Below are 19,344 nucleotides of genomic sequence, written 5' to 3' on the forward strand. Positions count from 1 at the left end.
CAAAAGGTCCTGAAACTGAAGCCCTTGACTCTGGCGTCTTTTCAATACCAATAGAAAATGCCCCTGGATGAAACAGAGAATGGGGGAATCCAGGGGCATCTCTATCGGATTATAGTGTAAAAGTAATTTGTGATAAAAGTAGGATAAATTTGTGATAATTTTGTGAAACTCCCGGACAAAAAAATCTCCTGTCGGACAGATTTTGCCTTTGTTCGACAGGAGGTATCTTATGCCAGTGGCTCTCTGAGCGGTGTTCCGGCTTTTCTCGGATATTTGCCTGGGGTGTTCTTTACCTTCTCGATAATGACCAGGGAGCGGCCGATCTCGGAGCCCGGAAGGTCAAAGTACTGAATATCCCTGATCTTTCCACCAAGGATCTTTACTGCTTTCTCTGCTGCTTCTGCTTCTTCCTTTACAGAACCGGATTTATAGGAGACAAAAAGCCCTCCGACTTTTACATACGGGAGACAGTATTCAGACAGGGTTGCCAGTCCGGATACTGCTCTGGATACGCAGAGATCATATTTTTCTCTGTAGGCTTTGTTTTTTGCATATTCTTCAGCTCTTCCGTGAATGGCGGAAATCCCCTCCAGGCCCAGGAGCGCAAAGGTTTCTTCCAGGAATTTTACTCTTTTATTGAGGGAGTCCAGAAGGCAGGCTTCCACCTCCGGGAAGGCAATCTTCAGGGGAACGCCCGGGAATCCGGCGCCGGTTCCGATGTCCATAACGGTGTTTATCTTACCCATATCTACAGCCTTGACGCAGCAGAGGCTGTCCAGGAAATGTTTCACGAGAACCTCGTCAAATTCTATGATACCGGTGAGGTTCATGACTTTGTTTTTTTCTACAAGATATTCGTAGAACCGAATAAACTGGTTTTTCTGCGTGTCACTGAGTGTGATCCCAAGCTCCTCGCAGCCTTTTTCCAGGATTTCTAAATTGTACATGCAGCTTCCTCTCTTATTTTCTGTGTTTTATTGTTATTCGTTGTATTATCCGTGTTTATGTCCGGATCTGCTTTCCAGATATACAAGAAGCACGGAAATGTCAGCCGGGGATACACCGGAGATACGGGACGCCTGGCCGATGGACACCGGTCTGTAGGCTTCCAGCTTCTGGCGTGCCTCAATGCGGAGGCTTCCTACATCTTCGTAATCAATGTCTTCCGGAAGCTTTTTCTGCTCCAGTTTCTTAAATTGCTCTACCTGCTTCATCTGGCGGCGGATGTAACCATCATATTTGATGTTGATCTCTACCTGCTCACATACATCTTCCGGAAGCTCCGGTCTTTCTTTATCGATGGGTGCAAGCACCTTATAGTTAAGCTCCGGCCGACGGATCAGCTCTGCAATGGTGGTTCCGGATTTCAGAAGGGTACTGTTCAGAGATTCCAGAAGGCTCTGTACCTCTGCAGAACCACCTACGGTTGCATGTTCCACTCTCTCGATCTCTTCCTGGATCCGGTGCTCTTTTTCCTGTAATTTATGGTATGTCTCATCATCGATCAGGCCGACCTCCCAGCCTTTTTTGCGAAGACGGAGATCTGCGTTGTCCTGGCGGAGGAGCAGACGGTACTCAGCACGGCTTGTCATCATTCGGTACGGCTCATGGTTCTCCTTTGTTACCAGATCATCGATGAGAACGCCAATATATGCCTCTGAGCGGTCCAAAATCAGCTGTTCCCGGCCTTTTACCTCCATAGCTGCATTAATTCCCGCTATGAGGCCCTGAGCGGCTGCTTCCTCATATCCGGAGCTTCCGTTAAACTGTCCGCCGCTGAAAAGGCCCTTGATCTTTTTGAATTCCAGTGTGGGATAGAGCTGGCGCGGATTGATGCAGTCATACTCAATAGCGTAAGCATTTTTTACAATCCTGGCGTTCTCCAGACCCGGTACGGAATGGTACATTTCGTACTGAACATCCTCCGGCAGGGAGCTGGACATTCCGCCGATGTACATTTCATTTGTGTAAAGACCTTCCGGTTCAATAAATACCTGATGGCGTTTTTTGTCTGCAAAACGGACTACTTTATCCTCAATGGACGGACAGTAACGTGGTCCGGTTCCTTCGATCATTCCGGAATAAAGGGGGGATCTGTCCAGATTTGCACGGATGATCTCGTGTGTTTTTTCGTTTGTATAGGTCAGCCAGCATGATTTCTGCTCGATCTGTACAGATTCCGGGTCTGTGGAAAAAGAGAACGGTACGACTCTTTCATCTCCGAACTGCTCTTCCATCTTAGAATAATCAATGGTGTTTCCGGCGATTCTGGCCGGAGTTCCTGTTTTGAAGCGGAACATTTCGATCCCCAGCTTTTTCAGGGAATCCGTAAGGTAATTGGCTGCCTGAAGGCCGTTCGGTCCTGTATAGTTGCTGACGTCGCCGTAAATGCAGCGTGCCTTGAGGTAGGTTCCTGTACAGAGGACTACAGCTTTTGCGTGGTAGGTGGCTCCTGAGAAGGTTTTTACACCGGTGATGTGCCCGTCTTCTACCAGAAGCTCGGTCACTTCACCCTGGCGGATGGTTAAGTTCTCTGTATTTTCCAGTGTCTTTCTCATTTCTGTGCTGTAGGCCTGTTTATCGGCCTGTGCACGAAGGGAATGGACTGCAGGGCCTTTGGACTGGTTGAGCATTTTGGACTGGATGAAGGTTTTGTCTATGTTTTTACCCATTTCCCCACCGAGAGCATCCAGCTCACGGACGAGATGGCCTTTGGAGCTGCCGCCTACATTGGGGTTGCAGGGCATAAGGGCGATGCTGTCTACGCTGACTGTGAACATGACTGTGTTGAGCCCTAAGCGGGCGCATGCCAGTGATGCTTCGCAGCCTGCGTGGCCGGCGCCTACTACTATGATGTCGAAAAACTGTTCCAGATTTTTCATGCTTTTTCTCCTTTATTTTTCTCTTATTTTTTCTCTTATTCTTTTTCTTTATTTTTCTTTGTGATTTTCTTTTTCTTTGTTTATTGTGTGATTGGTTTTTGGTTTTATTTTTGATTTCTTGGCAGAGGTCCTGGTTTTTTTGCTTTGGGAAGCTGTGGAAAACCGCAAAGGGGCCGTAAAGCCACGGCCCCTCTGCACACCCCTCGGGCTTTTTTTTAGGAGTTCTTGGGTTGTGGTGTGTGATACGGTGCTGACTTTTGTCTGTATGCTTCGGTATTGGATGTGAAACGTTGTGCCGAGGGGGTTTTGAGTTCTTGGGTTGTGGTGTGGGGTACGGTGTTGACTTTTGTCTGTATGCTTCGGTATTGGATGTGAAACGTTGTGCCTATTGTTGTGATGGAACTGTAACGAGGTTCTCGACGTGCGGTGCACGTCTGCGGGGTTATTCCTGCTTCCGTCTGCCATATTTCGGCTCAGTGTTGAATTGCCAGTACAGAAGCATACAGGTACAAGTTAGCATCTTTCAGCATTCCACAATCGCCGCACTATATAAAAAAGGCCCAGGGGTGTGCAGAGGGGCGCGGCCTTGTGCCCCTTTGCGGTTTTCTCACATTTCAATGTGATCTACCCTCTGCGGGGCCGCAGCCTATGTGCCATACAGCCGGAGGCCGCAGCCTATGCGGCATATACGGCCGAGGTTCCACAACCCATGCGGCATATACAGCCGGAGTTCCGCAATCTATGCGGTATATACGGCGGGGTCTCCGCAATCTATATTATGCAACAATATATCCTACAGAAATATACAAAGTTCCGTTTGATATATTTCGGCTTAGTGTCGAATTGCCGATACAGAAGCATACAGACACAAGTTAGTTTCTTTCAGCATTCCACAATCGCTGCACTATATAAAAAAGGCCCAGGGGTGTGCAGAGGGGCGCGGCCTTGTGCCCCTTTGCGGTTTTCTCACATTCCAATGTGATCTACCCTCTGCGGGCTTCCGCAGTCCATGTGGCATACAGCAGGGAGCCGCAATCTATGCGGTTATACGACCGGAGTTCCGCAATCCATGCGGCCATTCGGCCGGGGCCTCCGCAGCCCATGCGGTTATTATTTCCCCATACAAAATTTAGAAAATATCTCATTAACAAGGTCTTCCCCAAGTGATTCTCCCAGAATCCGTCCCAGACTTTCGTATGCATCTGTCAGGTCTATGGAATAAAAATCCTCCGGCATTCCGCTTTCTATGCTATTTTCTACCAGAGAAAGACTTTCCTGTGCTTTTAAAAGCTCCTGTCTGTGGCGTTCATTGGTGATGTAGACTTCATCATTGAAGTCAATCTCCCCACTGAAGAACATTTCCCGGATTTTTTCTTCCAGGTCTGTGATCCCGGTTTCTTCTTTTGCGGAGATTGGGATCACCGGCTGGTTTATTCTGCTCTTTAAATCTTCTATATCTATAGCAGATTCAAGGTCTGTCTTGCTGTAGAGGACAATTGTCTTTTTCTCTTGCAAAATTTTTATGATTTCTTCGTCGTTTTCATCTAACGGTACGGAGGAATCTACGACATAGAGGATCAGGTCTGCGTCTGCTGCCATTTCTTTGGCTTTGGACACACCGATTTTCTCTACGATGTCTTCTGTCTGGCGGATTCCGGCTGTGTCAGCGATCTTTAATGTGATCCCATGCAGGTTGATATACTCTTCCAGTACGTCTCTGGTGGTTCCTGCGATATCGGTCACGATGGCTCTGTCCTCTCCCAGAAGCAGGTTCAGCAGAGAAGATTTCCCTGCGTTCGGCTTGCCCAGGATCACGGTCCGGATACCTTCCTGTATGATCTTTCCGTCTCCGGCTGTTTTTAACAGGTTCTGTATCTTTTCTTTTTCTTCTGCTACGATCTGTTCTAATTCTTCCGAATATCCTGTCAGATCATAGTGCTCCGGATCGTCTAATGCCGATTCAATGTACGCTATATGGTACAGTAGTTTTTCTCTGATCTGCTGTACAGTTTTTCGGACTGAGCCTTTTAATTGTCCTACAGAATTCTTTAATGAGTACTCATTTTTGGACTGTATCACATCCATAACGGCCTCCGCCTGTGAAAGATCGATCCTTCCATTGAGGAATGCACGCTTGGTAAATTCTCCCGGCTCGGCAATAATGGCTCCGTTTTTCAACACAGTTTCCAGTACCTTTTTCATGGCTAAAACGCCGCCGTGGCAGTCGATTTCTATGGTATCTTCTCCTGTGTATGTCCGTGGTCCGCGCATGGCCATGACCAGCACTTCGTCTACCATTTCTTCGTTATCATAAATATATCCATAATGGATGGTGTGGCTTGGGACGTTTTTCAGAGATTTTTTTCCACCCTTGGAACGGTATACTCCGGATGCGATCTCAAAAGCCTCCGGGCCACTGATCCTGACGATCCCGATTCCCGATGCGCTCATGGCTGTGGAAATCGCAGCAATCGTTGTCTCTTCCATTTTTCACTCTCCTTTGTCAAACGGATAAAAGCATTCGGATAAAAGCATCCGGTTAAACGCAAAAATGTTACTCCGGAAAAGCTTTTTACACGCAAAAAACACGTGTTATTCACGCTTTCACCTAGAATAACATCTTCTGTCAGTTTCCATATTTATAATGCTAGAGCGTGTTTGAAAAAGGCTTTCTGCAAGATGTGCGTCACAATTTGTGGGAGATTTTGTCCGGATGAAGGCGCCGTAGCGGGCTACGGCAACTGAATTCGGGCAAAATATACCGCAAAGTGGGGCGTGCAGATTGCGGGAATGATTTTTCAAATACGCTCTAATCTCTGCATTCCGGATGTCCGCTGCAGAAATATCTTTTGTTATTTGCTCTTCAATGATTATAAAGAATTGTTGCGGAGATTGCAATGATAATTTTTAATTTTCAGTTCCATACAAAAAAGCCGTACCCACGGAGCTTACGCTCCGGGATACGGCTTATGGCTTTACCGGTGGATCATCAATTATTGCGTTTCAGTTTTACTACTACATGTCTGTAAGGTTCTTCTCCCTCACTGACTGTCTCTACATAGCGGTTGCCCTGTAGAGATGCATGGATGATCCTTCTTTCGTACGGATTCATCGGTTCCAGAACTACCGGTTTTCTGGTTTTCTTTACCTTGAAGGCGATTCCTCTTGCAAGGTTCTCCAGAGTTTCCTTACGACGGCGTCTGTAGTCCTCGGTATCGAGTTTTACACGAATGTAGGTAGACTCGCCTTTGTTTACCACAAGGCTTGTCAGATACTGAAGAGAATCCAGTGTCTGGCCTCTTTTTCCGATGAGGATACCCATATCCTCACCTTCAAAATCCACATCCAGAGAGCCGTCTGCAGTGTTGTATTTCGATGTGATCTCCACTTCTCCAAGATCCATGGAGCCGAATACGTCACGAAGAAATACGACTGCTCTCTCCTCAACCTCTCTGATCTTCTCCGGATCGCTGAGGATCTCTATCGGTCTGCCCTGCTTCGGAGCTCTCTCACGTGTTTCCTTCGGCTGACGCTCCTTTGGAGCTCTTGGCTGTTTCTCACGTGCAGGCTTTGCTTTGCCTTGGAAATCCCTTGCAGGTCTTTCCTTTGGCGCTGCTGCCTTTGCAGGTGCTTCTTCGGATGCCTTCTCCACCTGTACAGCTTCTTTCTTCACCGGCTTCTTCTCCTCTGCAGGAGCTGCTTTCGGTGCAGATTCTTTCTTTACATCCGGAGTAAAAGGCTTTTCTAATTTCTTCTCTTCTTTGATAGCGTCCAGTTTCACGGACTCTACCAGTTCATCGATCTCCTGCATATCAGAAACTGGCTCGATTCTGCGAACTTTGATCACGGCAGGTTTGCTGCCGATTCCGAAGAATCCGGAGCTGCCTTCACTGATAACCTGAATATCAAGCTGGTCACTGGAAGTTCCAAGCTCAAGACACGCTTTTGTGATAGCTTCATTCTTTGTTTTTGCTGAAAACTGAATGTAATCCTCCATTACGAACCCCTCCGTTCCTGATTATTTCTTCTTATTTCTCTCATCAAAGTCTCTTACGAGATTTGCTTTAGCTGTGATGCTGCCCGGTTTTGCACTTCTTGCCTTCTCATAAGCAGTATCAACCTTCTGTGCTCTGTCTGAAGCACCATTGTTTCCGCTGTTGCCCTTATTGATCACAGGTTTATTGATATTCTTGGCGGACTGATGAGCCTGATTGGTGATCTTCTGCGGCGGAAGTCCTTCCTTCGCACGCTTCGCTTCGATCTTCTTCATATTCTCATTAACCAGATCATCAATGTTCATCTTATCAAGATGACGATTGATCGCAAACTGCTGGGCACTTCGAACGACAGCACTGGCGATCCAGTAGATACCAAGACCAACCGGGAATGTGAAACAGAAGAATGCAGACATCAGAGGCATGACCATGTTCATGGTTTTCATGGAGTTTGCCATTGCACTGGCCTGATCATTTCCGTCTGCCGGCTGTGTTGCAGCCTGTGGCATAAGCTTCAGGTTCAGCATCTGAGTTGCCCATGCAAGAACCGGGATCAGAAGTGCTACGATCGCAAGTAACAGAGAACCATGATTTTTGAAGAATTCCATGATATAGTACAGCGGCTGGTCTGCGATATTCAGTCCACAGAAGCCCTGCATCTTGGAAATATTGCCGGATGCTTTTGTGATCGCATCAGAAAATCCTGAAAACTGATTCATCTGTGCCAGCTCTTTCCACTGGGAAGGAGAAAGTGCATACAGAAAATCAACAATAGAGTTACTTGTAGCATTTCCGGCACTGTCCATAACGAGGCGCACTCGTGTCATGGAATGGTCTGTGATAAACTGCTGCAGGATATCTGTGTATCCGTTTACAGCTAGCAGGTTGTCAACTACACCAGTAAAAATGTTCTTTACACTTCCAACGTAAGCAGGAATCCGGTAGATAACCTGATACAGAGCAAACAGAATAGGCATCTGAATGGCTAACTGTACACAGCTACCGGTTGGAGAAACACCATATTTCTGATAAACAGCCTGGGTTTCTTCGTTCATTTTCATCATGGAAGCCTGATCCTTTTTACCCTGATATTTCTTCTGGATCTTCTGGATCTCAGGCTGCATGATCGCGCTTAACTTGGAGAATTTCTGCTGCTTGATCTGCAGCGGTGTCATAAAGGCAAAGATAAGAATACTGAAGATAATGATACAAAGACCAATGTTCTGGATTCCGAACAGGCCGTCAAGCATCTTATATATGCCATCCATGATCCATCCCATCACAGACGCGATCTGTCCGATAATAGGAGTTCCGGTTTTTGTTGCTAAAAACAGTTCCAAATTCATTTCCTCCTAGACTTCTTATTCAATTGTAAAAGTCCGGTAACTATTCATTCGTCCACTAACTGCGGAGATACTGAACAGTTACAAATTCCGATAACTGCTCTGCCCGGGAAAAGGCTGAACAGTCACAAAATAATTCATGGCACAGGGTCATAGCCTCCGTGGGAAAAAGGATTGCATCGCAATATCCTCCATACCGCAAGAAGACTGCCCTTAAATGCGCCATATTTTTCGATTGCTTCCAAACCATATTGAGAACATGTGGGAATATAAGGACATTTCGTTCTCTTCATCGGCGATATATATTTTTGATAGAGCCTTATCATCTTAATCAGAAATTTCTTTATCATGTTCATTCCCTGTTATATGATGCTTTCTTGCAAGATGCAGAAAAGCACTCTCGATCTCGTGAAAGCTCTTGCCCTTGGCTGCGGCTCTCGCTACTACTACAATATCAAGGTTACTGTCAAAATCTGTTTCGTTGAGACGATAGCTTTCTCTGATCAATCTGGTGAGTCTGTGGCGAACCACACTGTTCCCTACTTTTTTGCTTACTGATATTCCCAGACGATTCTTCATGTGCTGATTCTTCAGCACGTACATCACCAGAAGCCGATTTGCGTACGATGTTCCGTTCTGATATACAACTTTAAAATCTTGGTTTTTCTTTAAGGACTCTGATCTGATCAAACGAATCCTCCTTAATTAGATTCCGCCTGCGCGGATATTTCTCCGGATAGAAGAAAAGACCACATAAATGCGGTCTTGCAGCTTATGCTGATAACTGTTTTCTTCCTTTTAATCTTCTTGCAGCTAATACTTTACGTCCGCCCTTTGTGCTCATGCGAGCTCTGAAGCCGTGAACTTTAGCTCTGGATCTCTTTTTTGGCTGAAATGTCATCTTCATAGGTAAAGCACCTCCTTTATCTATTTTTAATTGTTATGAAATAACTTATCATTCAGAACATCGTTTCAATTATATAAATAAACCTCCTTTTCGTCAAGTAAAAATTGCAAAAAACCCGATAAAATCAAGGGTTCTATAAAATACCCCCACCTTACGGTATTTATTTTTTTCTCTTATGTGGAAAGCGCTTATGGTTTACGTAACATTATCCACATTTTGTGGATAACTTGTGGATAACTTGTGGATTGACCGGAAATCTATCCACTTTTTCGGAGGGTTTGTTCACATCGTTTTCAAAAAAACCCTTTATTTGCGGTATTTTTAAGGTGGATTTTTTTATACACATAATTCTTCCACATTTTCCACCAATTCTCGACTTATGGAAACCTCCAGGACTCTTATCCACAATAATCCACCCTAATCCACAGTAATTTCCCCACATTATCCACATTCTTTTCCCCAAAATCTCAAGGATTTTCCATTGCGAAAACCCCATTTTCATTGTAATATATAAAAGGATATCTATCTCCAGTCGCAGACTGGGGTTATTATAATACTCATGGGAGGAAAAAATGGACGCTGTTATTGAAAAATGGGAGGAGATCCTGCAAACTGTCAAATCTGAATATGAGGTGACTGATGTCCCTTTTAATACCTGGCTCAAGCCGCTGAAAGTTTATGAGGTTGACGGAAAGCTGATAACAGTGGTTGTTCCCTCTGAACAGGCAGCGATCGGAGTCAATTACATCAGTAAACGCTACAAAATACCCCTCCAGGTTACTATCTGTGTACTGACAGGCATGGAAGAATGCGAGGTTCGCTTCGTTCTGGAAAAAGATCTCCCCAAAAAAACAGAAAAAAACACTTCTTATGATAAACAGGTTCAGGATACACGTTACGAAGAGGCGCATTTAAATCCAAAATACACCTTCGACACCTTCGTTGTAGGAAGTAATAACAAATTCGCCCAGGCCGCAGCTCTTGCAGTTGCCGAATCACCGGGAGATACCTACAATCCACTGTTTATCTATGGCGGAGCCGGTCTTGGTAAGACGCATCTTATGCATTCCATCGCTCATTTCATTCTGGAACACGACGAAAACAGCCGTGTTTTGTATGTAACCAGTGAGGAATTTACCAACGAGCTGATCGAAACCATCCGAAACGGAAATAACACGGCAATGAGCAAATTCCGTGAAAAATACAGAAATATCGACGTTCTTCTTGTCGATGATATTCAGTTTATTATAGGAAAAGAATCCACACAGGAGGAATTTTTCCATACATTTAACAGTCTTCACAGTGCCAAAAAGCAGATCATCATATCCTCTGATAAACCACCGAAGGATATGGAAATCCTGGAAGAGCGCTTCCGTTCCCGGTTCGAGTGGGGTCTGATCGCAGATATCACGCTGCCTGATTACGAAACCCGAATGGCGATCCTTCATAAAAATGAAGAAATGAACGGCTACAACATCAGTGAAGATGTTATCAAATATATCGCTACCAATATCAAATCCAATATCCGTGAGCTGGAAGGTGCCTTCAACAAGGTCATGGCCGGAGCCAAGCTTGAGAAAAAGGAAGTAACTCTGGAGCTGGCAGAGCAGGCACTGAAGGATATTATTTCTCCGGATGAGAAAAAAGTGATCACACCGGAATACATCATCTCCGTTGTTGCAGAGCATTACGGAGTCACACCTGCGGACTTAAGCGGAAATAAACGAAACTCCAAGATCGTCATGCCCCGCCAGGTTTCCATGTATCTCTGCCGTGAGATCATATCCACACCTTTGAAAAATATCGGAAAAGCGCTCGGAAACCGTGACCATACCACCGTTATGCACGGTATTGAAAAGATCGAAAACGAATTGCAGAACGACGATAACTTAAAAAATACCATTGATATATTGAAAAAGAAGATTAATCCACAAGGTTAGGGAAGTTTTCCACATTACTGGTGTATAACGTGTTGATTGTATGTGGAGAGATGTGTACAACTTTTTTGCCAAAACGCGGCGGTAATTTTATCCCCGGGTTATTCACATGCGAAAATACCACTTTTACACAAAGTTATCCCAACGGAAAACCCCTGAAAACATCAGGCCTGCGGGAGTTTTTCACAAAATCTGGCCCCCTACGGCGGTTACTGCGGATTTTTTCTATAAATATATTTATAAAAACCACAAATTGTTCAGAAAGGGAGTTATACACACTATGAAAATCATCTGCTCCAAATCAAGTCTGTTAAAAAGTGTAAGTATCGCACTCAAAGCAGTTCCATCAAAAACCACAATGCCAATCCTGGAATGTATTCTCATGGATGCAACCACAAACCAGATCAAATTTACCACCAACGATATGGAGCTGGGAATTGAAACCATCGTTGAGGGTACTATTGAAGAAAAAGGTAAAGTTGCTCTTGATGCAAAAATCTTCTATGAAATCATCAGACGACTTCCGGATAATGATGTTACCATTAAGACCGATGATAAATATGCAGCAACCATTACCTGTGAAAAAGCAAAATTCAATATCCCTGGAAAATCAGGAGAAGATTTTGCTTATTTACCGATGATCGAGAAGGATGAACCGCTGACGATCTCTCAGTACACACTGAAAGAAATGATCCGCCAGACTATTTTTTCGATTGCTGTAAATGAAAACAATAAGCTTATGACCGGTGAACTTTTTGAGATCAAAAATAACTGTCTGAAGGTAGTTTCTCTGGACGGACATCGTATCTCTATCCGAAAAATGCCCCTTAAGAAAGATTATTCTGACCGTAAGGTGGTAGTTCCGGGCAAAACTTTAAGCGAGGTCAGCAAGATCCTTTCCGGAGAAGTGGATGATCAGGTCAGCATTTACTTTACAAAAAACCATATTTTATTTGAATTTGATCAGACTATGGTAGTTTCCAGACTGATCGAGGGAGAATATTTCAGAATTGACCAGATGCTTTCCAGTGATTATGAGACAAAACTGAAGATCAACAAAAAAGAGTTCCTGGATTGTATCGACCGTGCCACACTTCTGGTACGTGAGGTTGATAAAAAACCGATCATCATCAACATCACAGACGATGATATGGAGCTGCGCATTGATTCTGCAATGGGTTCCATGAATGAAGAGATCGATATTGAAAAAGAGGGTAAGGATATCATGATCGGCTTCAACCCGAAATTCCTGATCGATGCGCTTCGTGTTATTGATGATGAAACCGTGACGATCTATCTTGTAAATCCGAAGGCACCATGCTTTATCCGTGACGATGAGGAGAACTATACTTACCTGATCCTTCCTGTAAACATCAACCAGAATCAGGCCAGATAAGACCTGGGGTAATGTGACCGTTTTTGACCGATTGTGCATGGGAATGCGATCGTGTTCTGAGAATTGTTTCATGCGTAAACTGCTGGAAGGGGGTATTTAAATTACCGCCTTCCGGTGAAATTTGTATTTTGGGGGATTTTAAATACCGCCAGGAGATCAGAAAAGACTGATCTGACGGAGAAAATACCCCGGAGATAAGAGGAGAAAAAATTGGAGATCAGAATTAAAGACGAATTTATCAAGCTTGGTCAGGCGCTGAAGCTGGCCGGTGTTGTGGAGGACGGCGTTGAGGCGAAATATGCCATCAATGATGGTCTGGTACTGGTGAACGGTGAGGTGGAGAACCGCCGTGGCCGCAAGATCCATCCTGGAGATACCATTTCCTACGATGGAAAAGATATTTATGTGATCGGGTGAAGGAATGTACATTGAATCCATCAGACTGAATAATTTCAGGAATTATGAGTCGCTGGAGATGAATTTTGATCAGGGCACCAATATTCTCTACGGTGACAATGCCCAGGGAAAGACCAATATCCTGGAGGCGGTTTATCTGGCAGGTACTAGCAAATCCCACAAGGGAAGCAAGGACCGGGAGATGATCCGCTTTGAGAATGAGGAATCCCATATCCGAATGATGGTGAAGAAGGGCGATCTTTCATACAAAATAGACATGCACCTCCGGAAAAACAAAGCAAAGGGAGTTGCCATCAACGGGCTGCCGATCCGCAAGGCAAGGGAGCTGCTGGGGGTGGTGAATCTGGTGTTTTTTTCTCCGGAGGATCTTAATATTATCAAGAATGGACCGGGAGAGAGAAGACGTTTTCTGGATTCGGAGCTTTGTCAGCTGGATGGTGTTTATATCACGGAGCTGGCCGGCTACAATCACATCGTGAACCAGAGAAACCGTCTTCTCAAAGACTGTTATATGAACCCCGGGCTGAAAAGTACCCTGGATGTCTGGGATATGCAGATGGTCGATTACGGAAAGAAGATCATCGGGAAGCGGGAAGCCTTTGTGGAGGAGCTTAACGAGATCGCAAGGGGGCTTCATAAAGGCCTTACCGGCGGGATCGAGGAGCTGGAGATCCTGTACGAGCCAAGTGTGACGGCGGCGGAGTTTGAGGATAAGCTTTCCAGGAACCGGGAGCGGGATCTTCGGATGAAGCTGACCTCCGTGGGACCGCACAGAGATGATTTCTGCGTAAAGGTCAACGGGATCGACATCCGGAGGTATGGTTCCCAGGGGCAGCAGAGGACTGCGGCCCTTTCCCTGAAGCTTTCGGAGATCTATCTGGTGAAAAAAAAGATCCGGGATACACCGGTTCTTCTGCTGGATGATGTTCTTTCGGAGCTGGATAGCAGCAGGCAGACATATCTGCTGGAAAGCATCCACGATATACAGACTCTGATCACCTGTACAGGACTGGATGATTTTGTCAGCCATCAGTTCAAGATCAACAGGGTTTTTCAGGTGGTAAAGGGGCATGTTTATATGCCTAAAGGGTTTTGACAAGCCCGTATGCATATGGTAAACTGATTCTGATTATGGAAAGTTGGTGAATATTTTGGATAAAGAGGAGTTTCGCGTTAAGCTGGGACAGATCAATAAGCTGGTCGAGACCCAGGATTACAAAGGCGCCATGCAGATTGTTGACAGCATTGACTGGCGTCGTGTGAAAAACGTCCGTACCCTTTGTGTAGTGGGCGAGATCTACGCGGCCAACAAGCGCTATGAAGAGAGCAAGGAAATTTTTCTTCTTGCCTACCACAGAGCGCCGATCGGCAAGAACATACTTTACCGTCTGATCGAGGTTTCTCTGAAAATGGGACAGATCAGTGAAGCCACAGAATTCTTTGATGAATACAGAGAAGTGGCAGGTAATGATAACAGCCAGTATATACTGAAATATAAGATCGCCAGAGCGAAGAATGCATCTCTGAATGAACAGATCCGTATTCTTGAGGAATATAAGGAGAAGGAATTTACGGAGCGCTGGTCCTATGAGCTGGCCAAGCTCTATTACAAGGCAGGAGACAAGCAGAAGTGCCTGGATCTCTGCAATGAGATGATCCTTTGGTTCAATGACGGAACTTATGTGATGAAGGCCCTTGACCTGAAACAGCGGATGGGTGTTCTCACTGGCGAAGAGAAAGAGAAATACGAACAGCGTTTTATCCCGAAGCTGATCCCGCCGGAAAAGGCGCAGGAGATCAGGGAGAGCAAGGAAGCATCCGGCGAGTATGAGGAGGCAAAACCGGTCACAGATACCATCCAGGTAGATGATGAGCGGGATCTGAACAGTGCGGAGACATTCCAGGAGAAGCTTTCCAAGGGATTCCGTGATATCTTTGGCGGACATAAGAAATCTGCGGAAGAGGATATGGAGGAAAAAGAAGCTGCGCAGGATGAAGAGCAGGATGAGGTTTCCACAGGCTCTGAGGATGTGACGGAACAGGCGGAAGCGCCGGAGGCTGAGACTGCTGCGGCAGCAGAACCGTCAGAGGAGTTTACAGATTCTGAGGAGATCGAAGCAGCAGAAGGAAGTGAGGAAGCTTCGGATGAGCCTTCTGAAGAGCAGGAAGAGTTTTCCGGACAGGAAGCGGATGAGATCCCGCTGGCATCCGGTGTTGAGAACCTGTCATCCGGAAGTATGAAGCTGCAGGCTCAGGAACAGCAGGATAAAGAGGAAGAAGAGACTTATCAGGAAGCGGAAGAAGCTGAGGCTGAGAAAGCTACAGAGATGTCTTTGTCCCAGAGTGTTGCAGAGATCATGAAGGAGAAGGCTGCCGGAAATGAGGAAAGTGAGGAGAAGCCTGCAGGGGTTCCGCTCAATGAGGAAGGCAAGCCTGATTTTTCCGCAACGATCCGTATGCCGGAGCTGAAGATCCCGAAGTCCATGATCAATGTGGACCCGGAGAATGCAAGCAGTTCCGCAGAGATCCCGGACGCGTCCGGAATTTTCGGAAATATCGAGGATATTGCGGCATCTGTAGGTGACAGGTCCGAGAAGGATAAAGATAAGGACTTCAACCTGGAGGATACTATTCTGGCAGCAGCTACACAGCAGGGAATCGATATCCCGGAGGAAGAGAAATCTCCGGATGTCCAGCAGTCCGATGTAACGGAAGAGCCGGCAGGTATTGAGGATCTGGATATTGCGGCTGATGAATTTGTTCCGGAGGAGCCGGATGCGGCAGATATCGAGGATATCATGGCGCAGATCTCCGCTCAGCAGGAGGAAGAGGTAACGGAGACTTCCGATACCAGACTTCCGGATATCGTATTTGATGAAGATGAGGAGCCGGTTACTGAGGAGGATCTTCAGGCTGCAGAAGCAGAGTTTCTGAATGGTCCGTCAGGAGTACAGAAACCGGTGGAAGAAGAGGATGTGCTTCCGGAGATTCCTTCACTGGAATCTGAGGAGCAGATGCAGAAGGCGGCAGCAGAGCCTTCAACGAAGCTTCATCATGAGGAACCGGTGGCTGCAGCGGAAGAGGAAAATCTTCTTGATGAGGAAGAAGAATACAGTGATGACGCATTTGACTTCCAGGCTGAGGAGGACGACGATGATGACTTTATCAGCAGTCTCATCGGTGATGATTCTGATGAAGCCATGGAAGAGGACGATGAGGAAGAGGAGCTTAGCGAGGAAGAGCAGCTTGAGAAATTTATCGCTACGATCCATCCGGAAAAGGATCCTACAAAGATCGTTTCCAGAAAGAAAGAGCTCACAGATGAAGAGAAACAGCTTTTCACCTATTTTGTTACAGTTCCCGGAATGAAGGAACAGCTGCTTGATGTACTCTGCGATGTGCAGATGGGCGCAGCAGACAAGACCTCCCAGACTGGAAATGTGATCGTTATGGGCGGCAGAGAAACAGGTAAGACGAGACTGATCTCAAGTCTGATCCCGGCAATCTGTAAAGAGCTGAATATCGAGGCTTCCAAGGTTGCCTATATATTTGCGGATGATCTCAACGGAAAGGATATTCCGGAGATCGTATCCAAGCTTGCCGGCGGTTTCCTTGTTATCGAGGATGCAAACCAGCTTTCCCAGGAAACAGCAGATGAGCTTGAGGAAGCTATGACCGGAAACACAAAGGGAATGATCGTGATCCTGGAGGATGAAAAGATCGGTATGCGTAAGCTGATCGCAAGATATCCGAAGCTTGCGAAGAAGTTTACATCCATGATCAACATTCCTGTATTTACAAACGATGAACTTGTTAATTTCGCCAAGGTCTATACCATGGAGAATGGATTCCGTATCGACCAGATGGGCATGCTTGCTCTGTATAATCTGATCGGGATCAACCAGAAGGAGGATCAGCCGATGTGTATCGGTACTGTGAAGACCATGCTGGATAAGGCTATGGAGAGAGCTCAGAGCGGATTGTTCAAGCGTTCCAAGAAGCGTGTGGACCGTGATGGCTACACGGTACTTTTTGAAAAGGATTTCAGCTGAAAATAAGAAAAAGCAGAGGTAAAAAATATGGCCAGACCTTATCTTGGTAACCCGAAATATACCATTGAAGTCCTTCAAAAGTATCATTTTGTTTTCCAGAAAAGGTTTGGTCAGAATTTTCTGATCGACGAGCATGTTCTGGAAAAGATCATTGAGTCTTCGGGTATCACGAAGGATGATTTTATACTGGAGATCGGTCCGGGGATCGGAACTATGACCCAGTATCTTGCGGAGGCTGCCAGAGAGGTGGCTGCTGTGGAGATCGACAGTTCGCTGATCCCGATCCTTAAGGATACGTTGAAGGACTGGGATAATGTTTCCGTGATCAATAACGATATCCTGAAAACGGATATCAAAAAGATCGCAGATGAGAAAAACGGCGGTAAGCCTGTGAAGGTGGTTGCGAATCTGCCGTATTACATTACGACTCCGATCATCATGGGGCTTTTTGAGAAGAATGTTCCTGTGGATTCGATCACTGTCATGGTGCAGAAGGAGGTTGCAGACCGTATGCAGGTTGGTCCCGGTACCAAGGATTACGGTGCGCTTTCCCTGGCTGTGCAGTATTATGCGAAGCCGGAGATCGTTGCGAATGTACCGCCGAACTGTTTTATGCCGCGGCCGAAGGTTGGAAGTGCGGTGATCAAGCTGACGCGTTATGAGAAGCCGCCGGTGGATGTGAAGGATGAGGGGCTTATGTTCCGTCTGATCCGTGCATCTTTTAACCAGAGGAGAAAGACACTTGTGAACGGGATCAGAAATTCCGGAGATTTTTCCCTGAGTAAGGAGGAGATCGAGGATGTGTTCAACAGGTGTGATCTTCCGCTGAATATCAGGGGTGAGGCGCTGACACTGGAGCAGTTTGCGATGCTTGCCAACTGTATTTATGATGAGAAAAATTAATATATGATAAACGCAAAAAGAGCCCGGGCAGCTGTTCCGGGTTCTTTTTGCGTTTCCGGACGGGAATGTTGGAGAGGTTTCCTGTCCGGACCTATATATTTGTTATAGAAAGGAGGTTATGTCTGAGGTGTCAGACATAAGTAAGTAATGAAAAATTTACATTTTTTATTTTACTGATGAGATGTTAGGAAAGTTTGTTTAAAATATGAAAATATTGTGAATATATTTTTGGCGATATACATAAAGTCTGAATGGTGTGGGTGGGAATGGGGAAAATTGAGGTTTACAGAGGGGTGGGGGTGTGTGGTATACTGAGGGGCGTCGAAAAGGTAATGATGAGGTAATAAAAAGGCAGTAAAGGATAGTTAAAAATAGTAAAAGGCAATTTTTGATAAGGGCTGGTGCCCGTATGGAGGTTGAATATTATGAGAAGATTGAACAAGGTTACAGCTTTGGTTATTGCGGGTGTTATTTCATGTACATCTCCGATGATGGTTATGGCGTCTGATTCCGGTTCTGTTATGAGTCAGGCGGAGGAGATCCTGAAGGATAATGAGGTTGGGTCTCTTGCTTCTGATCCGGATAAGGTTGGGGATATCATTGTTTATGTGAAGGGGCTTTTTGATTCTAACCAGATCACGGATGATGAGATTTCTCAGGGGATCGATGAGGCTGCGGATCATTTTGGGGTGAGTCTTAATGAGGATGATAAGAGTTCGCTGGTTAATATCATCAGTAAGTTCCGTGGGATTGAGATGAGTGATGATCAGATCAAGGGGTATGTGAGTGATGCTTATAGTACTTTGAAGGATATGGGTGTTACGAAGTCTGATGTGAAGAATATTTTTGAGAAGGCGATTGAGTTTATTAAGGGGATGCTTTCACGGCGGTGATGGTTTGTGATGGCTGGTGTTTTTGATGATGTTTTAGATGGAGTTTGAGTTAGAGGGTGAGGGTTGTGGCTCTTTTGTTGGGGTTGTTGTTGGTTTGTTTGGTTGAGATGTACAATATGTACAATGTTTAGGGTTTTGGTTTTGTTTGTGAATGTGGTGTTTTTATAAATTGGGGGAGGGTGTTTTGAAAAAAATTGTGCAAATGCGCTAATTGTTTACGAGATGTTCATTGTTTGTTCATATTTGTCTGGTAGTATAGGGATAGTTCGAAAGAACGTTACGAAAGACGCTGTAATGGTGTGTATCTGTATCATTACACATACAATTTTTTTCATAATAATCGCCCCGGTAAGCCACTACCGGGGCACTCCTCGTTTTTGGGCCTTTTTTGGGGCTCTTTTTTTTGTGGGGGGATGGAGGGAGGGACGGACGGACTGCCGGAGGGGCGGCTGCATGGTCGTGCCTGGTGCGGTCGTTTCGCCGGGTCATACTAAGCGTCTGAGTCTTCTGCCGTGCAGGGCGCCCCATAACTCGCCATGTACGCTGATGCGTACCTGGCTCAGACAGATGGGGCTTACTCTGCGGCTTGTGGCCGCAGAGTACCTTCCCGTCAGAAGCC

16 protein-coding genes and 2 pseudogenes are annotated in these 19,344 nt (G+C 45.7%); 8 read left to right on the forward strand and 10 right to left on the reverse strand.

Features of this window, described 5'->3' with window-relative positions; all coding sequences use genetic code 11:
* Nucleotides 1-227: 227 nt before the first annotated feature.
* The 4 genes and pseudogenes from rsmG to BLP57_RS18760 all read right to left on the reverse strand — a co-directional run.
* Complete coding sequence (gene rsmG / locus BLP57_RS13380; protein ID WP_092072370.1) at nucleotides 228-947, reverse strand: 16S rRNA (guanine(527)-N(7))-methyltransferase RsmG; 720 nt, start codon at nucleotides 945-947, stop codon at nucleotides 228-230.
* Nucleotides 948-992: 45 nt separating this feature from the next.
* Entirely contained in the window at nucleotides 993-2,882 is a 1,890-nt protein-coding gene (gene mnmG, locus BLP57_RS13385; RefSeq protein WP_092072373.1) for a tRNA uridine-5-carboxymethylaminomethyl(34) synthesis enzyme MnmG, read from the reverse strand.
* A gap of 1,110 nt (nucleotides 2,883-3,992) precedes the next feature.
* Nucleotides 3,993-5,369, reverse strand: coding sequence for a tRNA uridine-5-carboxymethylaminomethyl(34) synthesis GTPase MnmE (gene mnmE, locus BLP57_RS13390; protein WP_022427294.1), 1,377 nt, complete (start codon nucleotides 5,367-5,369; stop codon nucleotides 3,993-3,995).
* A 117-nt stretch (nucleotides 5,370-5,486) separates the two neighbouring features.
* Nucleotides 5,487-5,624, reverse strand: a pseudogene (locus BLP57_RS18760) (DUF6783 domain-containing protein); the annotation flags it as partial.
* Between BLP57_RS18760 and BLP57_RS18765 the strand changes: the two are divergent.
* Nucleotides 5,562-5,783, forward strand: a pseudogene (locus tag BLP57_RS18765) (DUF6783 domain-containing protein). The pseudogenes BLP57_RS18760 and BLP57_RS18765 overlap by 63 nt on opposite strands.
* Nucleotides 5,784-5,871: 88 nt before the next feature.
* Here BLP57_RS18765 and jag read toward each other — a convergent pair.
* The 6 genes from jag to BLP57_RS13425 all read right to left on the reverse strand — a co-directional run bounded on the left by jag (nucleotide 5,872) and on the right by BLP57_RS13425 (nucleotide 9,590).
* Complete coding sequence (gene jag / locus BLP57_RS13400; RefSeq protein ID WP_015526551.1) at nucleotides 5,872-6,879, reverse strand: RNA-binding cell elongation regulator Jag/EloR; 1,008 nt, start codon at nucleotides 6,877-6,879, stop codon at nucleotides 5,872-5,874.
* A 21-nt stretch (nucleotides 6,880-6,900) separates the two neighbouring features.
* On the reverse strand, nucleotides 6,901-8,223 hold the full coding sequence (gene yidC, locus BLP57_RS13405; RefSeq protein WP_015526552.1) for a membrane protein insertase YidC: 1,323 nt from the start codon (nucleotides 8,221-8,223) through the stop codon (nucleotides 6,901-6,903).
* 134 nt (nucleotides 8,224-8,357) lie between these two features.
* Nucleotides 8,358-8,570, reverse strand: a complete 213-nt coding sequence (gene yidD, locus BLP57_RS13410) for a membrane protein insertion efficiency factor YidD (protein WP_092072376.1) — start codon at nucleotides 8,568-8,570, stop codon at nucleotides 8,358-8,360.
* Nucleotides 8,548-8,910: a ribonuclease P protein component gene (gene rnpA / locus BLP57_RS13415; RefSeq protein WP_021650160.1), complete on the reverse strand. Its 363-nt coding sequence runs from the start codon at nucleotides 8,908-8,910 to the stop codon at nucleotides 8,548-8,550. Before rnpA ends, yidD begins: the two co-directional genes overlap by 23 nt.
* Nucleotides 8,911-8,992: 82 nt before the next feature.
* Nucleotides 8,993-9,127 (reverse strand): 50S ribosomal protein L34, encoded by a 135-nt coding sequence (rpmH, locus tag BLP57_RS13420; RefSeq protein ID WP_005423866.1) that lies wholly within the window; start codon nucleotides 9,125-9,127, stop codon nucleotides 8,993-8,995.
* Nucleotides 9,128-9,332: 205 nt separating this feature from the next.
* Nucleotides 9,333-9,590: a hypothetical protein gene (locus BLP57_RS13425; protein ID WP_173734299.1), complete on the reverse strand. Its 258-nt coding sequence runs from the start codon at nucleotides 9,588-9,590 to the stop codon at nucleotides 9,333-9,335.
* 109 nt (nucleotides 9,591-9,699) lie between these two features.
* Here BLP57_RS13425 and dnaA point away from each other — a divergent pair, with 109 nt between their 5' ends.
* From dnaA to BLP57_RS13460, 7 genes are all read left to right on the forward strand, one after another.
* The gene (gene dnaA / locus BLP57_RS13430; RefSeq protein ID WP_015526555.1) at nucleotides 9,700-11,067 is read left to right on the forward strand and encodes a chromosomal replication initiator protein DnaA; all 1,368 of its coding nucleotides are present in this window, start codon (nucleotides 9,700-9,702) and stop codon (nucleotides 11,065-11,067) included.
* 277 nt (nucleotides 11,068-11,344) lie between these two features.
* Entirely contained in the window at nucleotides 11,345-12,460 is a 1,116-nt protein-coding gene (dnaN, locus tag BLP57_RS13435) for a DNA polymerase III subunit beta (protein WP_092072383.1), read from the forward strand.
* Nucleotides 12,461-12,670: 210 nt separating this feature from the next.
* Nucleotides 12,671-12,877 carry an RNA-binding S4 domain-containing protein gene (locus BLP57_RS13440; protein WP_021650164.1) on the forward strand — a complete coding sequence of 69 codons (207 nt, stop codon included), beginning with the start codon at nucleotides 12,671-12,673 and terminating at the stop codon, nucleotides 12,875-12,877.
* Between the two features lie 4 nt (nucleotides 12,878-12,881).
* Nucleotides 12,882-13,973: a DNA replication/repair protein RecF gene (gene recF, locus BLP57_RS13445; RefSeq protein WP_021650165.1), complete on the forward strand. Its 1,092-nt coding sequence runs from the start codon at nucleotides 12,882-12,884 to the stop codon at nucleotides 13,971-13,973.
* A gap of 46 nt (nucleotides 13,974-14,019) precedes the next feature.
* Nucleotides 14,020-16,929: a hypothetical protein gene (locus BLP57_RS13450; RefSeq protein ID WP_092072386.1), complete on the forward strand. Its 2,910-nt coding sequence runs from the start codon at nucleotides 14,020-14,022 to the stop codon at nucleotides 16,927-16,929.
* A 27-nt stretch (nucleotides 16,930-16,956) separates the two neighbouring features.
* The gene (rsmA, locus tag BLP57_RS13455; RefSeq protein ID WP_015526558.1) at nucleotides 16,957-17,832 is read left to right on the forward strand and encodes a 16S rRNA (adenine(1518)-N(6)/adenine(1519)-N(6))-dimethyltransferase RsmA; all 876 of its coding nucleotides are present in this window, start codon (nucleotides 16,957-16,959) and stop codon (nucleotides 17,830-17,832) included.
* Between the two features lie 425 nt (nucleotides 17,833-18,257).
* Nucleotides 18,258-18,725: a DUF1002 domain-containing protein gene (locus BLP57_RS13460; RefSeq protein ID WP_015526559.1), complete on the forward strand. Its 468-nt coding sequence runs from the start codon at nucleotides 18,258-18,260 to the stop codon at nucleotides 18,723-18,725.
* Nucleotides 18,726-19,344: the final 619 nt, after the last annotated feature.

This window comes from Blautia sp. SF-50 (genome assembly GCF_900101315.1).
GTDB classification, from domain to species: Bacteria; Bacillota; Clostridia; order Lachnospirales; family Lachnospiraceae; genus Blautia_A; species Blautia_A fusiformis.

Bases quoted from the DNA above. Each gene is read 5' to 3' on its own strand.
- dnaA (WP_015526555.1), top strand. From the start codon at position 9,700: ATGGACGCTGTTATTGAAAAATGGGAGGAGATCCTGCAAACTGTCAAA.
- yidC (WP_015526552.1), bottom strand. From the start codon at position 8,223: ATGAATTTGGAACTGTTTTTAGCAACAAAAACCGGAACTCCTATTATC.
- mnmG (WP_092072373.1), bottom strand. From the start codon at position 2,882: ATGAAAAATCTGGAACAGTTTTTCGACATCATAGTAGTAGGCGCCGGC.
- BLP57_RS13460 (WP_015526559.1), top strand. From the start codon at position 18,258: ATGAGAAGATTGAACAAGGTTACAGCTTTGGTTATTGCGGGTGTTATT.
- mnmE (WP_022427294.1), bottom strand. From the start codon at position 5,369: ATGGAAGAGACAACGATTGCTGCGATTTCCACAGCCATGAGCGCATCG.
- yidD (WP_092072376.1), bottom strand. From the start codon at position 8,570: ATGATAAAGAAATTTCTGATTAAGATGATAAGGCTCTATCAAAAATAT.
- rpmH (WP_005423866.1), bottom strand. From the start codon at position 9,127: ATGAAGATGACATTTCAGCCAAAAAAGAGATCCAGAGCTAAAGTTCAC.
- recF (WP_021650165.1), top strand. From the start codon at position 12,882: ATGTACATTGAATCCATCAGACTGAATAATTTCAGGAATTATGAGTCG.
- rsmG (WP_092072370.1), bottom strand. From the start codon at position 947: ATGTACAATTTAGAAATCCTGGAAAAAGGCTGCGAGGAGCTTGGGATC.
- jag (WP_015526551.1), bottom strand. From the start codon at position 6,879: ATGGAGGATTACATTCAGTTTTCAGCAAAAACAAAGAATGAAGCTATC.
- rsmA (WP_015526558.1), top strand. From the start codon at position 16,957: ATGGCCAGACCTTATCTTGGTAACCCGAAATATACCATTGAAGTCCTT.
- dnaN (WP_092072383.1), top strand. From the start codon at position 11,345: ATGAAAATCATCTGCTCCAAATCAAGTCTGTTAAAAAGTGTAAGTATC.